The organism is Pseudomonas sp. LM13, from assembly GCF_041381355.1.
GTDB classification, from domain to species: Bacteria; Pseudomonadota; Gammaproteobacteria; order Pseudomonadales; family Pseudomonadaceae; genus Stutzerimonas; species Stutzerimonas frequens.
Genome location: NZ_JACBXH010000031.1, coordinates 19608 through 41603, shown reverse-complemented (window position 1 = coordinate 41603; position 21996 = coordinate 19608). Strand labels below are relative to the sequence as shown.

Sequence of the window (21996 nt, the reverse complement as noted above, 5' to 3'; positions counted from 1 at the left end):
ATGCGCTTGCGTCCCGAGCGGCACTACCAGCCTAGCGTTTCCTTGAGGAAGGGAATGGTCAGCTTGCGCTGCGCCTGCAGCGAGGCTTGGTCCAGCTCGTCGAGCAACTCGAAAAGCGCGCTCATGCTGCGCGAACCACGGGTCAGGATGAAACGACCGACATCATCCGGCAGGTTGAGCCCGCGACGCGAAGCACGCAGCTGCAGCGCACGCAGCTTGTCCTCGTCGGTCAGCTGCTGCAGCTGGAACACCAGCGCCAGGCTCAGGCGCGACTTGAGGTCAGGCAGCTCGACCGCCAGTTCGCGTGGCGAGGCATCCGCTGCCAGCAGCAGCCGCCGCCCGGCATCGCGCAGGCGGTTGAACAGATGGAACAAGGCCTCTTCCCAGATCGCGTCACCCGCCACGGCATCGAGATCATCCAGGCACACCAGTTCGCTCTGCTCGAGATTGTCCAGCAGGGCCGGTCCGTACTCAGCGACATCGGCCAGCGGTAGATAGACCGCCAGTTCGCCGCGCTCCTCGACTCTCAAACAGGCCGCCTGCAGCAGATGGCTACGACCGACGCCGGTTTGCCCCCAGAGGTAGATCAGTTCATCGGACCACCCTGCGGCAGGCGAGCACAACCGTTCGACATAGCCCAAGGCAGCCGCGTTGGCGCCCGGATAGAAGTTGGCGAAGGTGGCGTCGTCGCGCAGACGGACGCCGAGAGGAAGCTGAATGGGTTTCATGGCTGGCTGGGTGGTTCGGCCGGTGCACCGGCGGGCTCGGCGTAAAGGTCCGAGAGTTTATAGAGATCATGGACGTGGCGCAGCAGAACCATGATCACCGCAGCCACCGGCAATGCCAGCAACACGCCGGTGAACCCGAACAGCTGGCCGCCAGCGAGCACGGCGAAGATCACCGCGACCGGATGCAGCCCGATGCGATCGCCTACCAGCAGCGGCGTCAGCAGCATGCCTTCGAGCATCTGCCCGACCGTGAACACGGCGGCCACTCCCAGCAGCGGATAGGGCGCCAGGCCGAACTGGAACAGCACGGCCACCACGGCCGCACCAATGCCGACAACGAATCCCATGTAGGGAACGATGCTGGCGAGCCCGGCCAACACGCCGATGAGCAGCCCCAGCTCCAGCCCCACCAGCATCAGGCCGGAAGCATAGATGACCGCCAACGCCAACATCACCAGCAGCTGGCCACGCAGGAAAGCACCGATGACTTCATGGCATTCGCTCATCAGGCCAACGATCATCCCTTCACGCCGGCGCGGCAGCAAACTGCGCAACTTGCGCATGATCAGATCCCAGTCACGCAGCAGGTAGAAGCTGACCACCGGGATGAGCAGCAGATTGCCCAGCCATGCCAGCAGCGCCAGACTTGAAGCGGTGGCCTGGCTCAGGATCACACCGAGCACATCGGTGGTGCTGCCCAGATGAGCGCTGAATGCGGCCTTGAGCTGATCCAGGCGCCAGAAGTTCTCTTCCAGCCCGAACTGCGCCTGCGCCCAAGGCAGCGCCTGGTGCTGCAGCCAGTCGAGCGCCAGCGGAGCCAGCTGGTACAACCGCATCAGCTGCTTACCCAGCATCGGCACCAGCACCAGCAACATCAACAGCATCAACAGGCTGAAGAGGGTGAACACCGCGATCACCCCCCAGGTCCGCGACAGCCCCCAGCGCTCCAGTCGATCGACCAGCGGATCACCCAGATAGGCCAGCAGGATGCCGATCAGAAACGGCGTGAGGATAGGCGTCAGCAGGTACACCAGCCAAGCACACAGCAACAGTGCCGCCAGCCAGAGCCAGCGGTTCGAATCATTTACGGACATGCTCTCTGCCTTCCTTGCACATACTTAGCGCGCCGGACACGGCGGCATCACCAGCGGAAACGCAGCACCGGGCCACTGTCGGTCGGCATGGTCGGCGCACCGACCGGCTCGCTGGTGTCAACCTGCTCTTGATTCATCGGCTGCTGCGCATCCAGCGGCGACTGATCCCCACTGACCTCCTGCAAGCGCGCCAGCGACAACTGCGCACGTAATTGTTCCGGACTGGCCTTGACGCGGTAGACCAGGCGATCACTCTCGACTCGCAGAAGCGTGCCGGCGAACGGCTCGAGCAGGCGCTCGAGTTCGGCAAAACGCGCCACGTCGGCGCCCATGATCTCCAACGTAATCTCCGATGCGGCACCGGGCTCGACTACATAGCGGGGCGCGAGATACTGACTGACCGCCAGCATCACCGCATCGGCAAGCATTGCCGGATTTTCGCCCTCGGCCTTGCCGGCGCGCTGCTGGTCATCGACCCATACGTTCCACTGGGCACTGTCCCCACTCGCATGCACGGCGAGCACCACATCGGCGTCGTAGCGCTCGGACGGCTCGCCAAGCAGCTCGGGACGCGCCTCGGCCAGACTCTCAGGAGTCGCCAGCAATTGTTCCGACAGATCAGCCAACGGCAGACGCAGCGGCAGGCCTCGGTGCTGCGCGGCGCGGCGAAGGATATCGGCACTGTCCTGGCCGTCTCCGACCAGCTGCGTGCCGTCCACGCTGTCATTCAGCCACCATGCCAGCACCGTCGGGCGATTCACTCCCCACAGGGCGACACCGGCACGCCGCAGGCTGCGTTCGGTGGTAGCCGGATCGAAATCGACGACGATGTGATCGCCTTCGTAGCCATACTTGCTGATCAGCTGCTGGGGGTCGGCACGCAGCGCGGCAACCGCCTCGCGCTTGACCACCTCGGCATCGCCGGTCAGGCGCAGCACCAGCGTATCGAAAGCCCGCTGCAGCGCCGCGGCGCGCTCCTCGGTCTGTTGACCGGAAACGGGTTCGCGCACTTCATATAGGTTTCGAAGCGGCTCGGCATGGCCAGGCAGAGCCGCCCCGAACGCGATGCACAGGGCAAGTAAGCGGAAGATGAGGCGCATGGTCGTTCTCGCAGACCACCAGTGGCTGGCGGCGTGAAGGGGATATGGAGCGCTACACCTTAAACAGCCCGCCCCGAGGCGGCAACCGCCTGCCTCACAGTTGGCATGCAGGAATCACGACGCCAGCGCCGGCGACCGCCGGCGGGATGGCCGCTAAGCAGCAAGCCTGATAAAATCGCGCGTTTTCCGCAGACCGGTCCGACGCTTGTTCGAGCCCTGCAATCAGACACCAGGCAAACGCGGCGCCGAACAGGGCAAGCGTATTGCTGAGGCCGAACGCAGCGACTGACCGATCGCCACCCGCACTCCTTCCACAGGCCCGGATTCTATGAGCAAGCAACCCTCCCTCAGCTACAAGGACGCAGGCGTCGATATCGATGCAGGCGAAGCGCTGGTCGAACGCATCAAGGGCGTGGCCAAACGCACCGCACGACCTGAGGTGATGGGTGGCCTGGGCGGCTTCGGCGCCCTGTGCGAAATCCCGGCGGGCTACAAGCAGCCGGTGCTGGTATCCGGCACCGACGGCGTCGGCACCAAGCTGCGTCTGGCGCTGAACCTGAACAAGCACGACAGCATCGGCCAGGATCTGGTCGCCATGTGCGTCAATGATCTGGTCGTCTGTGGCGCCGAGCCGCTGTTCTTCCTCGACTACTACGCCACCGGCAAGCTCAACGTCGACGTGGCCGCCACCGTGGTCACCGGCATCGGCGCCGGTTGCGAACTGGCCGGCTGCTCCCTGGTCGGTGGCGAAACCGCCGAGATGCCGGGCATGTACGAAGGCGAGGACTACGATCTGGCCGGCTTCTGCGTCGGCGTGGTGGAGAAGAGCGAGATCATCGACGGTACCAAGGTGCAGACCGGCGATGCACTGATTGCCCTGCCCTCTTCCGGCCCGCACTCCAACGGCTACTCGCTGATCCGCAAGATCATCGAGGTGGCCGGTGCCGACATCGAGAACATCCAGCTCGACGGCAGGCCGCTCACCGAGCTGCTAATGGCGCCAACCCGCATCTATGTCAAACCGCTGCTCAAGCTGATCAAGGACACCGGCGCGGTCAAGGCCATGGCCCACATCACCGGTGGCGGCCTGCTCGACAACATCCCACGTGTGCTGCCCGAAGGCGCCCAGGCGGTGATCGACGTTGCCAGCTGGTCCCGCCCGGCGGTGTTCGACTGGCTGCAGGAGAAAGGCAACGTCGACGAACACGAGATGCACCGCGTGCTCAACTGCGGCGTCGGCATGGTCATCTGCGTCGCCCAGGATCAGGTCGAATCCGCCCTGGCCAACCTGCGAGCATCCGGTGAAGCGCCCTGGGTCATCGGCCGGATCGACGCTGCAGCGCAAGGTGCGGAGCGCGTCGTGCTGAACAACCTGAAACAGCACTGATGGCTGCAACCTGCAATGTGGTGGTGCTGATCTCCGGCTCCGGCAGCAACCTGCAGGCGCTGATCGATAGCCAGGCTGAGGGGAATCCGGCACGCATTTGCGCGGTGATCGCCAACCGCGCCGACGCCTTCGGCCTGATCCGCGCCCAGGGCGCGGGCATTCCCACCACCGTACTGGATCACAGGGCGTTCGACGGCCGCGAGGCCTTCGATGCCGCGCTGATGCAGGCCATCGATGCCTATATGCCCGATCTGGTAGTACTGGCTGGCTTCATGCGTATCCTGACGCCCGCTTTCGTGCGTCACTACCAGGGCCGGCTGCTGAACATCCATCCTTCCCTGCTGCCGAAGTACAAGGGGCTCGATACCCATCGACGCGCCCTCGACGCGGGAGACGCGGAGCACGGCTGCAGCGTCCACTTCGTTACCGAGGAGCTAGACGGTGGGCCGGTGGCGATCCAGGCGAGCCTGCCTGTTCAGCCGGGCGAGAGCATCGACGGGCTGACCCAACGGGTGCATGTCGCCGAGCACCAGATCTACCCGCTGGCCGTGCGCTGGTTCGCCGAGGGACGCTTGCGCCTCGCCGAACAAGGCGCGATGCTGGACGGCGCCATCCTGCCGGCTTCCGGCTATCAGATCAGAATCTAGGAGACACCATGCGTCGCGCCTTGCTGCTCGCTCTTGCCGTACTGGCCCTTCCGGTCCAGGCCCTGGAGCTCAAGCCCTTCTCCGCCAGCTATACCGCCGACTGGAAACAAGTGCCGATGAGCGGCACCGCCCAGCGCAATCTGGAGCAACTTGACGACGGCAGCTGGCGCCTGGATTTCGAGGCCTCGATGCTGGTCGCCAGCTTCAACGAGCGCAGCACCTTTCGCACCGAGGGCGATACGTTTCTGCCGCAGAGCTATCGACTCAAGCGCAGCGGGCTGGGCAAGGGCAAGCGCGTGGAACACCGCTTCGACTGGGCCAACAAGCAGGTCGAGGGCAGTGACCGCGGTGACCCGGTGAAATTGCCGCTGCATCGCGGCCTGCTGGACAAGTCTACCTACCAGCTGGCATTGCAACATGAAGTGGCCGCCGGCAAGCAGAGCATGAGCTACCAGGTAGTCGACGGCGACGAGATCGAAACCTACGACTTCCGTGTACTCGGCGAGGAAAAGGTCAGCACCAAGGCCGGCCAGGTCGATGCGATCAAGGTCGAGCGCGTGCGTGACCCGACCCAGAGTAAGCGCGAAACCATCCTCTGGTTCGCCAAGGACTGGGACTACCTGCTGGTCCGCCTGCATCAGGTAGAGAAGGACGGCAAGGAATACCAGATCATGCTCGAAGAGGGCAGCGTTGGCGGCAAGACCGTCAAAGGCAACTGATCCATCGCGGCGGCCATCGATGCCGCCGCACCTCCCCTAGCTGCGAGTTCACCGATGGCCCTTTCACGTTCCCTGCTGATCGCGCTGCTGCTGTCGCTGGCTGGCTGCCAAACCTTCTTTGCTGACCGGGCCCCTTCGCGAGTGGCGACCGAGCGCCTGCAGGGCGAGGTACGACTGGTAGACGGCCAGCTGCAGTTCCAGACCTGCCAGGGACAGCGGACACTGACGCTGCTGGAGCAGAACAGCGGACTGGCGGAAGATGCGCAGGCGCTGATGGCCGGCCAGCCGGGCCACCTGTTCGCCGACCTGCGCGGCACGCTCCACCAGGCCAGGCCGGACGAAGTCGGGCAGTTTGCGCTGACCCGCGTCTACCGCCTGCAGCGCGAAGGCCACGGCTGCGGTGAGGAAAACTTCGAGCACCTGATCCTGCGCGCCAGTGGCCACGAGCCGGACTGGACCGTCAGCGTGACCGCTCGTGGCATGCTGCTCACCCGCCCCGGACAGTCACCGATTGCTCTGCCTTATCTGGAAGAGCAACTGCCCGGCGGCCAACTCAGCCTCACCAGCGAAGCCAACGCGCAGCGGCTGGATCTCTGGGTTGCGCCGCAGCGCTGTATCGATAGCGCCAGCGGAGCCGTCAGCCACCTCAGCGCCGAGCTTCGCCTGGACGGCCAGACCCTGCGCGGCTGCGCCTATTACGGCGGCGGTCGCGACGACTGAAATCACGAATGCGGGGCGTTCGCCGCGCTCATCCTGAAAGAACAGCACTCATGAACAACGCCCTGAATCTGCTGCACCCCTACCCCTTCGAGAAACTGCGTGCCCTGCTTGCTGGCGTCCAGCCGCCTGCGGACAAACGTGCCATCGCGCTGTCGATCGGCGAGCCCAAGCACCGTTCACCGGATTTCGTAGCCCAGACATTGGCGGACAACCTCGATCAGCTGGCGGTCTATCCGACCACCCTCGGCATCCCTGCACTGCGCGAAGCCATCGCGCGCTGGTGCGAGGGGCGTTTCGGCCTGGCTGCCGAAGCGCTGGACCCGGCGCGCCACGTGCTGCCGGTGAACGGGACGCGCGAAGCACTGTTCGCCTTCACCCAGGCGGTGGTCGATCGCGATGCGGATGGACTGGTGGTCAGCCCCAACCCGTTCTACCAGATCTACGAAGGCGCGGCGCTGCTGGCCGGGGCGACGCCGCACTACCTGCCGTGCCTAGAGCAGAACGGCTTCAACCCCGATTTCGATGCCGTGCCGGCAGAAATCTGGCAGCGCTGCCAGATCCTCTTTCTCTGCTCGCCGGGCAATCCGACCGGTGCCTTGGTGCCGCTGGAAACCCTGAAGAAGCTCATCGCCCTGGCCGACGAGCATGACTTCGTTATTGCCGCCGACGAGTGCTACAGCGAGCTGTACTTCGACGAAGCCAACCCGCCGGCCGGCCTGCTCAGCGCATGCGCCGCGCTGGGCCGCGACGACTACAAGCGCTGCGTGGTCTTCCATAGCCTGTCCAAGCGTTCGAATCTGCCCGGACTGCGCTCGGGCTTCGTCGCCGGTGATGCCGAGATTCTCAAGGCGTTCCTGCTCTACCGCACCTATCACGGCTGCGCCATGCCGGTGCAGACCCAGCTCGCAAGCATCGCCGCCTGGAACGACGAGATACATGCGCGCGCCAATCGCGAGCTGTATCGGGCCAAGTTCGACGCCGTGCTGGACATCCTCGCGCCGGTGATGGACGTGCAACGTCCGGATGGCGGCTTCTACCTCTGGCCGCGCACACCGATCGACGATCAACAATTCACTCGCGAACTGTTCGCACGTGAGCACGTCACCGTGGTGCCCGGCTCCTACCTGTCCCGTGAAGTGAACGGCGCCTCCCCGGGCGCGAACCGGGTGCGCATGGCTCTGGTGGCGCCACTTGCCGAATGCATCGAGGCCGCCCAGCGCATCCGCCACTACATCGAAACGCTCTGACAGCGCACCGGGCGGTCCGGCCGCCCGGCTTCGCGACTTTCAAGCCACGCCAGGCGGGATCATATCCTTGCCGTAGTCGCGCAGTTTTTCCAGATTTTCCGGCTTCATGTGCTCGGGAATATCCGCCTTCGGATGCTCCTCATGCCGGTCAGAGTCCGCTGGCTCGCGCGCATGCTCGGTACGCTCGTCGTGATCATTCATACAACGCCTCCTGTTCAGATTGCGTGCTCTTCCCAGATCAGCTGACCCTCGTCGCTGACCTCTATAACCTTAGTCAAGGCGGCCTCGGCGATGGCGTCCGCTTCTGATGCTAGGTCGTAGCGACGACCGTCGGCGACCCTGAATACATGCACGTCTTCATCGCTGTCGCGCCGTTTGATGGCGATCACTGCCTCGAATGCATCCTCGGCAGGCACGGCCGAAGAAATCGCCTCGAACTTCTCGAAATGCTTGCGTGCCATTATTTGTCACCTCACCGTTGCGATTGTCATCAATGGACAACAGCACCCGCGTAAAAGGTCGAGAGCGCCGGCTGAACGACGCTGCTGCGGCAGGCTCGAACCTTTACGCGCAATCCAGAGGGCTGCCCAAGTGGAAATGACCGAACACTACGCGAACATTGAACCGAGCCGCGCCGAGGTGGACGCGCTGGAAGGCCCCGTGCTGCTGGAATTCGGCACCGCCTGGTGTGGCCACTGCCGCGCCGCCCAGCCGCTGATTGGCAAGGCGCTGACCGACCGCTCGGGCATCCGCCATCTGAAGATAGAAGACGGCCCGGGCCGACCGCTCGGACGCTCATTCCGGGTCAAGTTGTGGCCTACGCTGATTCTGCTGGACAGAGGCCAGGAGCTGGGGCGCGTGGTGCGGCCTCAGGATGTGCAGGCGATCCAGCATGCCCTGGGCGCAACGGGACGAGACTGAGCTACGAACATCCACGCGCCGCCCCGAGGACGTTGCGGGCAACAACGCCACGCTCCGCCTCCATCGGCAGACGAGGCGTGGCATAATCCGCCGTCCAGTTTTACAGGAGTCTTGGAGAGTTGCCCTATGTCCGAAGCTGATCAGCGGTTGCGCCTATACGGAATCAAAGCCTGTGACACCATGAAAAAGGCCCGTACCTGGCTCGACGAACATGGGCAGGACTACGACTTCCACGACTACAAGAGCGCCGGCATCGACCGCGCCCATCTGGAAGCCTGGTGCAACGAACACGGCTGGCAGACCGTTCTCAACCGTGCCGGCACCACCTTCCGCAAGCTGGACGACGCTGCCAAGGCCGATCTTGACCAGGCCCGGGCCATCGAGCTGATGTTGGCCCAACCGTCGATGATCAAGCGCCCGGTACTCGACCTGGGCGACAGAACTCTGATTGGCTTCAAGCCCGATCTTTACGCTGCCGCACTGGCAGCGCCGAACTGACAGCCGCTCGCCGGACGGCGCGGCCATCGAAAAAGGATAATCCCATGTCTGCAACCCTCTTCAGCCTCGCCTTTGGCGTCGGCACCCAGAACCGCCAGGGCGACTGGCTGGAAGTCTTCTACGCGCAGCCGCTGTTGCAACCGGCCGGCGAGCTGGTCGACGCCATCGCCCCGCTGCTCGGCTACGCCGGCGGCAACCAGGCGATCGCCATCACCACCACCCAGGCGGCGCAGCTGGCCGACGCGCTGAAGCCGCTGGACACCGCCCAGCATGCCCTGCTGACCCGTCTGGCAGAAAGCCAGCGCCCGCTGGTGGTTACCCTGCTGGCCGAAGACGCAGCCCTGACCTCGACGCCCGAGGCCTACCTCAAGCTGCACCTGATCTCCCATCGCCTGGTCAAGCCGCACGGCCTGAACCTGACCGGCATCTTCCCGCTGCTGCCCAACGTCGCCTGGACCAACCAGGGCGCCGTCGATCTCGGAGAGCTGGCCGAGCGCCAGCTGGAAGCGCGCCTGAAGGGCGAGCTGCTGGAAGTCTTCTCGGTGGACAAGTTCCCGAAGATGACCGACTACGTGGTGCCGGCCGGCGTGCGCATCGCCGATACCGCGCGCGTGCGCCTCGGCGCCTATGTGGGTGAAGGCACCACGGTGATGCACGAAGGCTTCATCAACTTCAACGCCGGCACCCAAGGCCCGGGCATGATCGAAGGCCGCGTCTCGGCCGGCGTGTTCGTCGGCAAGGGATCGGACCTGGGCGGTGGCTGCTCGACCATGGGCACTCTGTCCGGCGGCGGCAACATCGTCATCTCGGTTGGCGAAGGCTGCCTGATCGGCGCCAATGCCGGCATCGGCATTCCGCTGGGCGATCGCAACACCGTGGAATCCGGTCTGTACATCACCGCAGGCACCAAGGTCAGCCTGCTCGACGAGAACGATCAGCTGGTTAAGGTGGTCAAGGCTCGCGATCTGGCCGGGCAGAGCGACCTGTTGTTCCGCCGCAACTCGCAGACCGGCACCGTGGAATGCAAGACCCACAAGTCGGCCATCGAGCTGAACGAGGCGCTGCACGCGCATAACTGACGCAGGAGCAGCGGCAAGCTGCGAGCCATGAGCGCCTGCCTTGCCGCATCCCCTGCTGCACGAGGCTTGCCGCTTATGGCCCTGTTCTCCCCCTGGCGCGCCGACTTCCCCGCTCTGGCGGTACTCGAAGCGCAAGGCCAGACCTACCTCGACAGCGCCGCCACGGCCCAGAAGCCGCAGGCGCTGATCGACGCCCTCAGCGGCTACTACACCTGCGGTGCGGCAAATGTGCACCGTGCCCAGCACCAGCCCGCCGAACGCGCCACCCGTGCCTACGAAGACGCCCGTATCAAAGTCGCCAAGTGGCTGCATGCCGCCTGCCCCACCGAGATCGTCTTCACCCGCGGCGCCACCGAAGCGCTCAACCTTCTCGCCTATGGCCTGGAACACCTGATCGAGGCCGGTGACGAGATCGTCATCAGCGCCCTCGAGCATCACGCCAATCTGCTGCCCTGGCAGCAGCTGGCCAGACGGCGCGAGGCCAGGCTGCAGGTGCTGCCCATCGACGCCTCCGGGCGTATCGACCTCGCCGCGGCGGCAGAGCTGATCGGACCGCGCACGCGGCTACTGGCGGTGAGTCAGTTGTCCAACGTGCTCGGCTGCTGGCAGCCGCTCGACCAGCTGCTGCACATGGCCAAGGCTCAGGGTGCGCTGACCGTCGTCGACGGTGCACAAGGTGTGGTCCACGGGCGCCATGACATGACCACACTGGGCTGCGACTTCTATGTGCTGTCCAGCCACAAGCTCTATGGCCCGGATGGCGTTGGCGCGCTCTATGGCCGCGGTGAATCGCTGCTGCAGCTGCGCCACTGGCAGTTCGGCGGCGAGATGGTGCGAGTCGCCGATTACCAGCACGCCGAGTTTCACGCCGCGCCACTGGGTTTCGAGGCCGGCACACCGCCGATTTCCGGCGTGATCGGATTGGGCGCCGCGCTGGACTATCTCGCCGACCTCGACACCACCGCGGTCGGCCGCCATGAACAGGCGTTGCACGATCTGTTGCTCGCCGGCCTCGCCGAGCGCAGCGGCATTCGTCTGCTCGGCTCGCCGCAGGTCGCGCTGGCCAGCTTCGTTGTCGAGGGCGTGCACCATTCCGATCTCGGCCACCTGCTCACCGAACAGGGCATCGCCGTGCGTAGCGGCAATCACTGCGCGATGCCGCTGATGAAGCATCTCGGCCTGGAAGGCGCCACCCGCGTCTCGCTCGGCCTATACAACGACCAGAGTGACCTGCAGCGCTTCTTCGATGCGCTGGACCAGTCCCTGGAGCTGCTGCGATGAGTGAACTGCCCGACGCCGCCCGCGAGGCCTTGGCGACCTTCGCCCAGGCGCCTGGCTGGGAGCAGCGCGCACGCCTGCTGATGCAGTGGGGGGAACGGTTGGAGCCGGTGAACGATGGCGAACGCAGCGAGACCAACCGCGTCGCTGGCTGCGAGAGTCACGTCTGGCTGATAGGCCAATGCCAGGATGGCCGCTGGCATTTCCGCGCCGCCAGCGACGCCCGGCTCATTCGCGGCCTGCTGGCGGTACTGCTGGCGCGGGTCAATGGCCTGAATGCGGATGAACTGGCCCGAGTGGACATGGCCGACTGGTTCGCTAGCCTCGGCCTGTCACGCCAACTGTCGCCCTCGCGCAGCAACGGCATGAATGCCGTGCTGCAGCAAATGCGTGAGCTGACCGGCTGATCGCCATAGCTGGGTTACAGCCCAGCCTACGAACGGCCCTCTCCCGCGATCAGCGCTTGCGCAGAATCACGCTGCCGATCGAGTAACCGGCGCCGAACGAGCTGAGCACGCCCAGGCTGCCGCTGGGCAGGTCGTCCTGATGCTTGTGGAAGGCGATCACCGAGCCGGCCGAACTGGTATTGGCGTAGGTGTCGAGAATCACCGGCGCCTCTTCCTCGGTGGCATCACGACCGAGCAGCTTGCGCACGATGAGGTGGTTCATGTTCAGGTTGGCCTGGTGCAGCCAGAAGCGCTTGACCGACTCCACCGCAATGCCGTTTTCGCTCAGGTGCTCGCCGATCAGCTCCGCCACCATCGGGCAGACTTCCTTGAAGACCTTGCGGCCTTCCTGGATGAACAGCTTGTCCGGGTTGCTCATGTACTCTTCGGCGGTGCGGTTGAGGAAGCCGAAGTTGTTGCGGATGTTGTTGGAGAATTCGGTCACCAGCTTGGTGCTGAGCACCTCCCACTGATGCGCGGAGGTGGCCAGGTCTTCACGCTCGATGACGACCGCGGTGCAGGCGTCGCCGAAGATGAAGTGGCTGTCGCGGTCGCGGAAGTTCATGTGCCCGGTGCAGATTTCCGGGTTGACCATGAGGATGGCGCGGGCCTGGCCGAGCTTGATGCTGTTGACCGCGTTCTGGATACCGAAGGTCGCAGACGAGCAGGCGACGTTCATGTCGAAGCCGAAACCCTTGATGCCGAGTGCGGCCTGCACCTCGATGGCGATGGCCGGATAGGCGCGCTGCAGGTTGGAACAGGCGACGATCACGCCATCGATGTCGGCCGCCGTCTTGCCGGCGCGGGCCAGCGCTTCTTCCGCTGCCTTGACCGACATCTCGCAGAGAATCGACCACTCGTCATTACTGCGCTCCGGAATGCGCGGAACCATGCGCTCGGGGTCGAGGATACCGGCCTTGTCGGTGACGTAGCGGCTCTTGATGCCGGAGGCCTTCTCGATGAAGGCAGAGCTGGATTCGGCCAGCGGCTGGACCTCACCGGCCTCGATGGCCGCGGCATTCTCGCTGTTGAAGCGGTGCACGTAGGTATTGAAGGACTCCACCAGTTCGTCGTTGGAGATACTGCTGGCAGGGGTGTAAAGGCCGGTACCGCTGATGACGACGTTGTACACAGTCGTTCCTCTCGAATAGGGCTTGATCGTACTGACGGTGGGACGGTACGGCGGCTAGCCTTGGCCAACCACGATCATTCCAGCGCCTCTTTAACCAGACTCCGGGCAAGCTGCTGCACTGTGGGTCGGGCTGCGTTGAAAGCGGGCAGAAATCCTCGTTCACCACCGGTAAACGCTGCTGTCTCGTCCGCGTTTCGCCTTGTCCGGCCTTCGCTCGCTACGCTTTCTCGTGATCTGTAATGGCAGCTATTGTGCATGAAAAGCTGAAAGAATCCGTAACATTGCGCAGATTACGAAGCCTGTAATTAAGCCATTCGGCGCATAATCAAGTGACCGTTCGGTCTGAATATGAAGAGGGCGCCATCTGGCGCCCTCTTCTGTTCATAGCGTAGCCTGCAACGCTATTTGACGCCCTGCCCGAGCAGCACTCCATCGACCTGCTGGCCATAGAGGTTGACGCCATCGTTGGCGTGATACTTCAGGCGCGTCTTCTCCACTGAGCCCTCGATCAGGCGTGGGTCCTGCGGACGCTCGTGGTTGTTCATGTAGGCTGCGACATGCCAGGCATCCGCATCACTGAGCGAGCCACCCTTGCCGAGCGGCATGCTCTCCTTGATGAACGCCGCTGCAGTGTTGATCCGGTGCATGCCGGCGCCCCAGTTGAACGAGTCCTTGCCCCACAGCGGCGGGAACACGTACCCGCCACCGGCCTTCTGCCCCTGACCATCGTCGCCGTGACAGACCGCGCACTGCTCGGCATAGATTTGCTTGCCCTTGGCGATATCGAAACCGCCCTGGGGCTGCGGGACTTCCGGATAGGCCCGACCCGGCAGCTCCTGGCCGGTCGGCGCGCCGGTGGACAGCCAATAGGAGTACGCCGTCAGCGCATTGATGACATGGCTGTCCGCGGCCGGCGGCGTGCCGTTCATGCTGAACTGGAAGCAGCCTTGCACCCGCTCGGCATAGCTGTTGACCTTGTCGTTCTTCTTCCGATAGGCCGGGTACATCGGGTAGGCGCCCCACAGCGGCGCGGAGTTGGCCTTGCGCCCCTGATCCAGATGGCAGTTGGTGCAGTTCATGCCGTTGCCGACATACTCGGCCGCGTATTTCTGCGTATCGACGAAGATGGCCCGCCCCTGCTGCACCAATTCGCCATAGGCGTTGGCGGGCAGATCCTTCTCCTGAGGCGGCTGGAAGTAGCGCTCACCGGCGCCCTTTTCGGCTTTCTGCGTCAGCTGGGATTGATCATCCATCTTGATCTCGGCGGCCAGTGCGACGCCGCCGATGGACATCGCCAGCAGGGTAAAAAGCAGCTGCGTGTTCATTGACCGGTCTCCTTCTGCCCGACGTTGGCGAAATACTCCGCAACGGCCTGGACCTCGTCGTCGCTCATCGCCCGCGCGATATGTCCCATCAGATCATTCGGATCGTTCTTGCGCGTGCCCTGGCGCCAGGCGTTGAGCTGAGCGCCGAGATACTGGGCCGACTGTCCGGCCAGTGGCGGGAAGCTCGCGCCGACACCCATGCCTGCGGGGCCATGGCAGGCCACGCATTCGGGAATGTTGCGCTCCCAGGCGCCACGCAGCGCCAGGCGTGCGCCGACGCCTTCGGCCTTCTCTGCTCGGCTGGTGGCAGCGAAGGTCGGAGCCGGCATGGCCTCCAGGGTCGCTGCGACGGCATTCATCTCCTCATCCGTCAGCGCAGCGGCTATCGGCTGCATGATCGGGTTGCTGCGCGCACCGGAACGAAAGTCTTCGAGCTGCTTGCGGCTGTAGCCCGCAGCGATTCCGGCAAGTCTCGGAAAGCCCGCCGCTGCCATTCCCATCGCATCGGCGCCATGGCAGGTCGCGCAGGCCATGGCGGCTGGGTTGGCACCCCCTTGTGCATAGATCGTCTGCCCGTCGGCGGCCTGTGCCTGCATCGTCAGTAACAACGCAGCCACGCCGGCCAGGGGCCAGTGAGTGGAGTTCATGAAAAGCGCCTCATCAGCTGTTGTGGTTATGCTGTCCGCTACCCGGCGTCGTCGCGCGACGCTCTGTTCTGTTGGCGGTATGCGGCAGCTTGTCGCATGAAAACGCTATCACAGCGGCCGGGCTGACCTCTAGAAACAGAATAAGCTTAGAACTCGTTTGCATATAGCTGACGAAGTGGCCTCTGGGAGAATCACGCTGGTCGCGCACAAGGCGACGAGGTTGGCTATCCTTGCCCGCCCCCACCTCAGGATCAGCCATGAAAGATCAACTCGCCGAGCTGCTTACGCTCATCAGCTCCGGTTGCATGACCGATGAAGAAATCGCTCGGATCGCGGATGAAGCCGCCCAGGCCTATGCCGATCCGCAGGCCTTTCTGGAGGCCAATCCGGACATCAACTATGACGACAGCTTCCCGATTCCACTGGGCGAATGGGTGGTGGTGGGCAGCCTGCCGGATACAGTGCTGTTCCAGGCGGACGACTATCAGGAACTGTTCGGCCAGATCGTCGCGTCCTTCGGCGAGAGCGTCAGTTTCGTGCTCAAGCCCAAGCAGCTCGCCAAGACCGAACCGCTGACCGCGCTGAACCGCATCCAGGTGCAGCTGAGCAGCCTCTACCCGGAGAAAGGCGGTTATGTGCTGGTGGATTTCAGTGAGCCGCTGGACGATGAGCTGCAGGCGGTACTGGTCTACACCTGCGATGTGCCAAGGCTGCTGGAGCTGGCTGTGGACGTCGGCATCTATGCCGCGCCCGCGCTGGAAGCCCTGCGTGCCGAGACCGAACAGTAATCCGGCCCGAAGGCGAGGCTAACGCCGCTGCGTCCTGCCGCGGCGCAACGGTTCCAGCAGCGCGGACAGGCCGTTGTGGTCGATCTCGTGCATCAGCGCCAGCAGCTGGCCGAGGCTGCCTGGCGGAAAGCCGACACGGGCGAACCAGCCGAGGTAGTGGCCGGGCAGATCGGCAATCAGGCGCCCCTTGTACTTGCCATAGGGCATCGTCTGAGTGACCAGGCGTTCGAGGTCTTCGGGTTTCATCGTTCTGATGGCCAGGTGATAAGGCGCCGATACTGCCACAGGTCGCCTTCCTGCGTCCGCCCAGAGCGCAACTGCCGCGGCCTACGGGGCGGCGGTATCAAGCGTCTCTATCCGAGGCATAGAAAGGCTTGCCTGGAGCGCCCTGGACGGCGTGCAGACAATGGCTGCCAACACGGCGCCCGCCGATCTTGCCTGGAGGAATGCGATGCAAGCGCACACAAGACCCGCAGAACTGGATGACACGACGCTGGCGTTCGCCGAGCATGTGTTTCATGCCGCACGCATCGGTGACAGCGTCAGGCTCGGTTACCTGCTCAGCCAGGGCATGCCGGCGGACCTGCGCAATCATGCCGGCGACAGCCTGCTGATGCTGGCCAGCTACCATGGCCGCCTTGCCGCCACCAGCGTACTGCTCGACCACGGCGCCGATGCGCAACTGGCTAACCGCCGCGGCCATACACCGCTGGCGGGCGCCGCGTTCAAGGGTGACCTACCGATGGTCAGGCTGCTCGTCGAGCGAGGCACCGATGTCGAAAGCCCCTGCGCAGACGGCAAGACCGCGCTGATGATGGCCGCCATGTTCAATCACACCGCGATCGTCGAGTGGCTGGTGACGCAGGGCGCCGACCCGCATGCGACCGATGCCGGAGGCACCACGCCTCTGGCGGCGGCGCGCATGATGGGTGCGAGCGAGGCAGTGGCGCTGCTGCAGCGCATCGCCGCCGCTCAAGCCTGATACGCCGTCAGCCGCGGCCGATGGGGGCGAACGCTGCGCTCGTGTGCTCGGCCAGCACTGCCGGTGCCAGCTCCACTTCCAGCCCGCGACGGCCGGCGCTGACGTAGATGCTCGGCTGCGCCTGTGCGGAGCTGTCGATAAAGGTGCGCAGGCGCTTCTTCTGCCCCAGCGGGCTGATGCCGCCCACCAGATAGCCGGTCGCCCGCTGCGCGGCCATGGGGTCGGCCATTTCCACCTTCTTCGCCCCGGCAGCCTGGGCCAGTGCCTTCAGATCCAGCGTGCCGGCCACCGGCACCACGGCCACCAGCAGCTCGTTCTTTTCGCTGCAGGCGAGCAGCGTCTTGAACACCTGCGCGGGCTCGAGTCCCAGTTTCTCGGCGGCCTCCAGACCATAGGAAGCGGACTTCGGGTCGTGCTCGTAACTGTGCACACGATGCTCGGCGCGGGCTTTTTTCAACAGGTCGATGGCAGGTGTCATGGCTTTGTAGTGCGAATGATTGATGAATGGCGGTAACGTAACGAATCAAACGGTCGGTAGTCACAGCGCCCATGAATCATCCTCTTCTTGCACCGCTCGCGGAAGTCTACGACCTGGCAGTGGTAGGCGGTGGCATCAACGGCGCGGGAATTGCCGCGGACGCCGCCGGTCGTGGCCTGTCGGTCTTCCTCTGCGAGCAGGGCGACCTGGCCGAACACACGTCTTCGGCCAGCAGCAAGCTGATACATGGCGGGTTGCGCTACCTCGAGCATTACGAACTGCGTCTGGTGCGCGAGGCGCTGGCCGAGCGCGAGGTACTGCTGGCCAAGGCGCCACACATCATTCGACCACTGCGCTTCGTGCTGCCCTACCGACCACACCTGCGCCCGTCCTGGATGATCCGCACCGGCCTGTTCCTCTACGACCACCTTGGCAAGCGCGAGAAGCTCGGCGCTTCGCACAGCGTGCGCTTCGGCGCCGACAGCCCACTGAAGCACGAGATCAGCCACGGCTTCGAATACGCCGACTGCTGGGTCGACGATGCCCGCCTGGTGGTGCTCAACGCCATGGCCGCCCGTGAGCACGGCGCGCATATCCACACCCGCACCCGCTGCGTCAGCGCACGCAGCAGCAAGGGACTGTGGCACCTGCACCTGGAGCGCGACGACGGCAGCCGCTTTTCCATCCGGGCACGCGCCCTGGTGAACGCCACCGGTCCCTGGGTGGCGTCCTTCTTCGATGAACAGCTTCGCCAACGCTCCCCCCACAGCATGCGCCTGATTCAGGGCAGCCACATCGTGGTGCCGAAGCTCTACGATGGGGACCATGCCTATATCCTGCAGAACGAGGATCGGCGCATCGTCTTCGTCATTCCCTATCTTGGGCAGTTCAGCCTGATCGGCACCACCGATCAGGAGTATCACGATGACCCGACCCGGGTGCAGATCGCCGACAGCGAAATCGATTACCTGCTGGACATCGTCAATGCGCACTTCACGCACCAGCTGGCCCGTGAAGACATCCGCCACAGCTACTCCGGCGTCCGCCCGCTGTGCGATGACGAGTCAGACCAACCATCGGCCATCACCCGCGACTACACCCTGACACTGACCAACGGCGGCAGCGATGCACCCCTGCTCTCGGTGTTCGGCGGCAAGCTCACCACCTACCGCAAGCTCGCCGAAGCAGCCCTGGCCCAGCTGGCACCGCTGTTTCCGGAAATGAAAGGCGCCTGGACCCGCGGAGCGACGCTGCCCGGCGGCGAACATTTCGATGATCCATCCACCCTGGCCCATGCCCTCTGCGCCAGCTACCCATGGCTCCCCGGCCCGGTCGCCCGGCGCTGGACGAACACTTACGGCACGCGCAGCTGGCTGCTGCTCAAGGGCACCGAGCGCATTCAGGATCTCGGCGAATGCTTCGGCGCCGGGCTGTATGCCCGTGAGGTGGATTACCTGATCGTCGAGGAATGGGCGCTTACGGTTGACGACATTCTCTGGCGCCGAACCAAGCTCGGGCTGTTCCTGCAAGCCGCCGAAACGGCACGCCTGCAGCAGTACATGGACAGCCGGACCGCCGAACGCCTGACGACCTTCGAGCACGCCGCCCAAGGCTGACACGAGCCCCGGACAGCGCCATCGCTCAGGCGACCTTGGCGCTTCGCGCCGCGCGCAGCTGCCGGGCAGCTGCCACCATGTTCACCAGCGCCGCCTCGGTCTCAGGCCAGCCACGGGTCTTCAGCCCGCAGTCCGGGTTCACCCAGAGCCGTTCGGCCGGGATGCACTCGGCGGCCTTCTCCAGGAGCTGCACCATCTCGGCGGTATCCGGCACGCGCGGCGAGTGGATGTCGTAGACGCCCGGGCCGATGTCGTTCGGATAGTCGAAGGCGCGGAACGCTTCGAGCAGCTCCATCTGCGAACGCGAGGTCTCGATGGTGATGACGTCGGCATCCATAGCCGCGATGGACTCGATCACGTCGTTGAATTCGCTGTAGCACATATGCGTGTGGATCTGCGTCTCGTCGCGCACCCCGCTGGCGCACAGGCGGAACGCCTCCACCGCCCAGTCCAGATAGTGCCGCCACTGCTCGCGGCGCAGCGGCAGGCCTTCGCGGAACGCCGCCTCATCGATCTGGATGATACGGATGCCGGCAGCCTCCAGGTCGCAGACCTCGTCGCGAATGGCCAGCGCCAACTGTCGCGCCTGCACCTCGCGTGGCACGTCCTCGCGGGCGAACGACCACATCAGCATGGTCACCGGACCGGTGAGCATGCCTTTCATGATCCTGTCCGTCTGCTGCTGGGCATACCGGATCCAGTCCACGGTCATCGGTCGCGGACGGCTCAGATCGCCATAGATGATCGCCGGCTTGACGCAGCGAGAGCCGTAGCTCTGCACCCAGCCAAAGCGGGTAAAGACGTAGCCTTCGAGCTGTTCGGCGAAGTACTCCACCATGTCGTTGCGCTCCGCCTCGCCATGCACCAGCACATCCAGGCCGATCTGCTCCTGCACCGCCACCGCATGGCGGATCTCGGCCTGCATCGCCTCGGTGTAGTCACCGAGCGACAACCTGCCCTGCTTGTATGCCTGCCGCGCCAGGCGGATCGCCGGCGTCTGCGGGAACGAACCGATGGTGGTGGTAGGAAATGCCGGCAGCTGCAGCCGCGCGCGCTGTAGCTCGATGCGCGTGGCGAACACCGACGTGCGCCGACTGTCCTTGGCCTCGATGGCGGCCAGGCGTGCCTGCACCGCCGGCTTGTGGATGCGCGGCGACTGCGAGCGGGCCGCCTGGACCGCGCGGCTGCGGGCGAGCGCAGCCTGCACCTCGGCGTCCTGCGGATCGTCGATGGCCCGGGCGAGCGTGGCGACTTCCGCGCACTTCTGCACCGCAAAGGCGAGCCAGCTCTTCACTTCCTCGTCCAGCCTGTCCTCGCGCTCGAGGTCGACGGGGCTGTGCAGCAGCGAACAGGACGGTGCCAGCCACAGGCGCTCACCCAGGCGTTCGGCCGCATGCCGTGCCACCTCCATCGCCTTGTCCAGATCACAGCGCCAGACGTTGCGCCCGTTGACCAGCCCCAGGGACAGCACCTTGTAGGCCGGCAGGCGATCGAGAATCACTGGATACTGCTCCGGGGCGCGCACCAGGTCGATGTGCAGGCCGTCCACCGGCAGGGTTGCAGCCAGACCGAGATTGTCTTCCAGGCCGCCGAAGTAGGTGGCGACCAGCTTCTTCAGCGGCGCCCGCTGCAACAGGTTGTAGGCGCGTTCGAACGCATTCTTCCAGTCCTGCGGCAGGTCCAGCGCCAGAATCGGCTCGTCGATCTGTACCCACTCGACTCCCTGCGCCGCCAGCCGGTCCAGCACCTCGCCGTAAACCGGCAGCAGCCGGTCCAGCAACTCCAGCTTGTCGAAGGCCTGGGTCTGATCCGCCTCGCCCTTGAGCTTGCCGAGCCAGAGATAGCTCAGCGGGCCGATCAGCACCGGCTTGATGGCATGCTCCAGCGCCTTGGCCTCTTCGACCTCTTCGAAGAGCTGCGTCCAGGACAGCTCGAACTGCTGGTCGACGCTGAACTCCGGGACCAGATAGTGGTAGTTGGTATCGAACCACTTGGTCATTTCCTGAGCCTGGGCACCACCGCAGCAACTCCTGGCCACGCCGCGCGCCATGGCGAACAAGGTGTCCAGCGTCGCCTGGCCTTCGGCCGGACGGAATCGCTGCGGGATGACGCCGAACATCAAGGAATGACTCAGCACCTGGTCGTACCAGGCGAAGTCGCCCACCGGCAGCAGCTCGATGCCAGCGTCCAGTTGGGCCTGCCAATGGCGAGCCCGCAGCTGCTGCCCGACCTGGCGCAGGCCCTGCTCGTCCAGCTCGCCTTTCCAGTACCCCTCGAGGGCCTTTTTCAGTTCGCGATCCGCACCGATGCGTGGAAAGCCAAGGTTATGCGCTACAGCCATTACTCACTCCGAAATGTCGTTCTGCATGAATGCGAGGATTGTCCGCGGGCCAATCCAATGAAACAAACTCACGTAATTACATTTCAAAGTAAGAAACATTCATGTTGGAGCATTTAGCGCGCCCAGGGCTCTAAACCAGAACTCAACCTGAAGGCGCCCTCATGAATTCCGAAACACCACCGCAGAACCTCGAACGCTTGCTGGAGCGCCTCGAGCAGGCCGGGGAGCCGGGTGAGCCGGTAAGCATCGAGTGCATGCTGCAGGCGACCGACGAGCGCAGCTTCGGTGCGCTGTTGCTGGTGCCGGGCCTGCTGGTGCTGTCGCCGCTATCGGGCATTCCGGGCTTGCCCAGTGTCTTCGCGGTGATGGTGTCGCTGGTCGCCGTGCAACTGCTGTTCGGCCGCGAGCGCTTCTGGCTTCCCAGATGGCTGCTCAAGCGCAGCGCTTCGCGCAGCAAGTACGACAAGGCCATCGGCTTTCTCCAACATATCTCGGGATACGTCGACCGGCTGCTGCGGCGCCGGCTGACCTTCCTCACCAGTGGTATCGCGACGCGGCTGAACGCCGTGCTCTGCCTGGCAATTGCCGCCACCATGCCGCCCTTGGAGCTGATCCCGTTCGGCAATTCCATCGCCGGCGCCGGACTCAGCGTGCTGGGCCTGGGCATGATGGCGCGTGACGGCGCAATGATCGTTGCCGCACTGCTGTTCTTCTTCGGCCTGGCCTACATGGTGTCCCGGCTCTGGATGTAAGCCGGCCGTCACGTCCAATAGCGGCCTCTCGACAGCATGGAGGCGCTGCGACACACTTGCGGAGGATGAGC

General features: G+C 64.6%; 25 protein-coding genes. 14 read left to right on the top strand and 11 right to left on the bottom strand.

Going from position 1 to position 21996, the window contains the following annotated elements:
• Positions 1-23: 23 nt before the first annotated feature.
• The 3 genes from hda to HZR81_RS17415 are packed head-to-tail and all read right to left on the bottom strand — an operon-like array spanning position 24 to position 2922.
• Positions 24-728 carry a DnaA regulatory inactivator Hda gene (hda, locus tag HZR81_RS17425; protein WP_063539746.1) on the bottom strand — a complete coding sequence of 235 codons (705 nt, stop codon included), beginning with the start codon at positions 726-728 and terminating at the stop codon, positions 24-26.
• Positions 725-1822, bottom strand: coding sequence for an AI-2E family transporter (locus tag HZR81_RS17420; protein WP_133456556.1), 1098 nt, complete (start codon positions 1820-1822; stop codon positions 725-727). Before HZR81_RS17420 ends, hda begins: the two co-directional genes overlap by 4 nt.
• Before the next feature lie 47 nt (positions 1823-1869).
• Positions 1870-2922 carry a DUF2066 domain-containing protein gene (locus HZR81_RS17415; RefSeq protein ID WP_197860869.1) on the bottom strand — a complete coding sequence of 351 codons (1053 nt, stop codon included), beginning with the start codon at positions 2920-2922 and terminating at the stop codon, positions 1870-1872.
• Positions 2923-3250: 328 nt separating this feature from the next.
• On the opposite strand from HZR81_RS17415, the gene purM reads away from it, so the two are divergent.
• From purM to dapC, 5 genes are read left to right on the top strand one after another with little or no spacing between them, the layout of a single operon-like run.
• A complete protein-coding gene (purM, locus tag HZR81_RS17410; RefSeq protein ID WP_102840040.1) occupies positions 3251-4309 on the top strand; it encodes a phosphoribosylformylglycinamidine cyclo-ligase in 1059 nt (352 codons plus the stop codon).
• The gene (gene purN, locus HZR81_RS17405; protein ID WP_500128835.1) at positions 4309-4956 is read left to right on the top strand and encodes a phosphoribosylglycinamide formyltransferase; all 648 of its coding nucleotides are present in this window, start codon (positions 4309-4311) and stop codon (positions 4954-4956) included. The genes purM and purN overlap by 1 nt, the downstream gene beginning before the upstream one ends.
• An 8-nt stretch (positions 4957-4964) precedes the next feature.
• Positions 4965-5675 carry a DUF3108 domain-containing protein gene (locus HZR81_RS17400; RefSeq protein WP_063539742.1) on the top strand — a complete coding sequence of 237 codons (711 nt, stop codon included), beginning with the start codon at positions 4965-4967 and terminating at the stop codon, positions 5673-5675.
• 54 nt (positions 5676-5729) lie between these two features.
• On the top strand, positions 5730-6395 hold the full coding sequence (locus HZR81_RS17395) for a COG3650 family protein (protein ID WP_125852973.1): 666 nt from the start codon (positions 5730-5732) through the stop codon (positions 6393-6395).
• A gap of 50 nt (positions 6396-6445) precedes the next feature.
• Positions 6446-7642: a succinyldiaminopimelate transaminase gene (gene dapC / locus HZR81_RS17390; protein ID WP_500128834.1), complete on the top strand. Its 1197-nt coding sequence runs from the start codon at positions 6446-6448 to the stop codon at positions 7640-7642.
• Between the two features lie 39 nt (positions 7643-7681).
• Here the strand turns inward: dapC and HZR81_RS17385 are convergent, their stop codons facing one another.
• Together HZR81_RS17385 and HZR81_RS17380 are read right to left on the bottom strand one after the other, a co-directional pair.
• The gene (locus HZR81_RS17385) at positions 7682-7843 is read right to left on the bottom strand and encodes a hypothetical protein (RefSeq protein ID WP_166082530.1); all 162 of its coding nucleotides are present in this window, start codon (positions 7841-7843) and stop codon (positions 7682-7684) included.
• A 14-nt stretch (positions 7844-7857) separates the two neighbouring features.
• Complete coding sequence (locus HZR81_RS17380) at positions 7858-8103, bottom strand: hypothetical protein (protein ID WP_110776354.1); 246 nt, start codon at positions 8101-8103, stop codon at positions 7858-7860.
• 130 nt (positions 8104-8233) lie between these two features.
• Here HZR81_RS17380 and HZR81_RS17375 point away from each other — a divergent pair, with 130 nt between their 5' ends.
• The 5 genes from HZR81_RS17375 to HZR81_RS17355 all read left to right on the top strand — a co-directional run bounded on the left by HZR81_RS17375 (position 8234) and on the right by HZR81_RS17355 (position 11825).
• Complete coding sequence (locus tag HZR81_RS17375; protein ID WP_026006464.1) at positions 8234-8563, top strand: thioredoxin family protein; 330 nt, start codon at positions 8234-8236, stop codon at positions 8561-8563.
• Between the two features lie 126 nt (positions 8564-8689).
• Positions 8690-9061 carry an ArsC family reductase gene (locus tag HZR81_RS17370; protein ID WP_017244052.1) on the top strand — a complete coding sequence of 124 codons (372 nt, stop codon included), beginning with the start codon at positions 8690-8692 and terminating at the stop codon, positions 9059-9061.
• 44 nt (positions 9062-9105) lie between these two features.
• Positions 9106-10140 carry a 2,3,4,5-tetrahydropyridine-2,6-dicarboxylate N-succinyltransferase gene (gene dapD / locus HZR81_RS17365; RefSeq protein ID WP_500128833.1) on the top strand — a complete coding sequence of 345 codons (1035 nt, stop codon included), beginning with the start codon at positions 9106-9108 and terminating at the stop codon, positions 10138-10140.
• A 75-nt stretch (positions 10141-10215) separates the two neighbouring features.
• The gene (locus HZR81_RS17360) at positions 10216-11421 is read left to right on the top strand and encodes an aminotransferase class V-fold PLP-dependent enzyme (RefSeq protein WP_500128832.1); all 1206 of its coding nucleotides are present in this window, start codon (positions 10216-10218) and stop codon (positions 11419-11421) included.
• Positions 11418-11825, top strand: a complete 408-nt coding sequence (locus HZR81_RS17355) for a SufE family protein (RefSeq protein ID WP_500128831.1) — start codon at positions 11418-11420, stop codon at positions 11823-11825. The genes HZR81_RS17360 and HZR81_RS17355 overlap by 4 nt, the downstream gene beginning before the upstream one ends.
• 49 nt (positions 11826-11874) lie before the next feature.
• Here HZR81_RS17355 and HZR81_RS17350 read toward each other — a convergent pair whose 3' ends face one another.
• The 3 genes from HZR81_RS17350 to HZR81_RS17340 all read right to left on the bottom strand — a co-directional run bounded on the left by HZR81_RS17350 (position 11875) and on the right by HZR81_RS17340 (position 14968).
• Positions 11875-12996: a beta-ketoacyl-ACP synthase III gene (locus HZR81_RS17350; RefSeq protein ID WP_013983461.1), complete on the bottom strand. Its 1122-nt coding sequence runs from the start codon at positions 12994-12996 to the stop codon at positions 11875-11877.
• Between the two features lie 401 nt (positions 12997-13397).
• Positions 13398-14321, bottom strand: a complete 924-nt coding sequence (locus HZR81_RS17345; protein ID WP_500128830.1) for a c-type cytochrome — start codon at positions 14319-14321, stop codon at positions 13398-13400.
• Positions 14318-14968, bottom strand: a complete 651-nt coding sequence (locus HZR81_RS17340) for a c-type cytochrome (RefSeq protein ID WP_500128829.1) — start codon at positions 14966-14968, stop codon at positions 14318-14320. Before HZR81_RS17340 ends, HZR81_RS17345 begins: the two co-directional genes overlap by 4 nt.
• A 257-nt stretch (positions 14969-15225) precedes the next feature.
• Between HZR81_RS17340 and HZR81_RS17335 the strand changes: the two genes are divergently transcribed.
• Positions 15226-15756 carry a hypothetical protein gene (locus HZR81_RS17335; RefSeq protein ID WP_500128828.1) on the top strand — a complete coding sequence of 177 codons (531 nt, stop codon included), beginning with the start codon at positions 15226-15228 and terminating at the stop codon, positions 15754-15756.
• Positions 15757-15774: 18 nt separating this feature from the next.
• Here HZR81_RS17335 and HZR81_RS17330 read toward each other — a convergent pair whose 3' ends face one another.
• Complete coding sequence (locus tag HZR81_RS17330) at positions 15775-16002, bottom strand: DUF3820 family protein (protein ID WP_026006463.1); 228 nt, start codon at positions 16000-16002, stop codon at positions 15775-15777.
• Positions 16003-16207: 205 nt separating this feature from the next.
• Here HZR81_RS17330 and HZR81_RS17325 point away from each other — a divergent pair, with 205 nt between their 5' ends.
• Entirely contained in the window at positions 16208-16738 is a 531-nt protein-coding gene (locus tag HZR81_RS17325) for an ankyrin repeat domain-containing protein (RefSeq protein WP_500128827.1), read from the top strand.
• A gap of 7 nt (positions 16739-16745) precedes the next feature.
• On the opposite strand, the gene ybaK is transcribed toward HZR81_RS17325, so the two are convergent.
• The gene (gene ybaK / locus HZR81_RS17320; protein ID WP_500128826.1) at positions 16746-17216 is read right to left on the bottom strand and encodes a Cys-tRNA(Pro) deacylase; all 471 of its coding nucleotides are present in this window, start codon (positions 17214-17216) and stop codon (positions 16746-16748) included.
• A 71-nt stretch (positions 17217-17287) separates the two neighbouring features.
• Here ybaK and glpD point away from each other — a divergent pair, with 71 nt between their 5' ends.
• A complete protein-coding gene (glpD, locus tag HZR81_RS17315) occupies positions 17288-18832 on the top strand; it encodes a glycerol-3-phosphate dehydrogenase (RefSeq protein ID WP_500128825.1) in 1545 nt (514 codons plus the stop codon).
• Positions 18833-18857: 25 nt separating this feature from the next.
• Here the strand turns inward: glpD and metE are convergent, their stop codons facing one another.
• Positions 18858-21173 (bottom strand): 5-methyltetrahydropteroyltriglutamate--homocysteine S-methyltransferase, encoded by a 2316-nt coding sequence (gene metE, locus HZR81_RS17310; protein WP_500128824.1) that lies wholly within the window; start codon positions 21171-21173, stop codon positions 18858-18860.
• Positions 21174-21334: 161 nt separating this feature from the next.
• Between metE and HZR81_RS17305 the strand changes: the two genes are divergently transcribed.
• Positions 21335-21925: an exopolysaccharide biosynthesis protein gene (locus HZR81_RS17305; RefSeq protein WP_500128823.1), complete on the top strand. Its 591-nt coding sequence runs from the start codon at positions 21335-21337 to the stop codon at positions 21923-21925.
• The last annotated feature ends 71 nt before the right edge of the window (positions 21926-21996 follow it).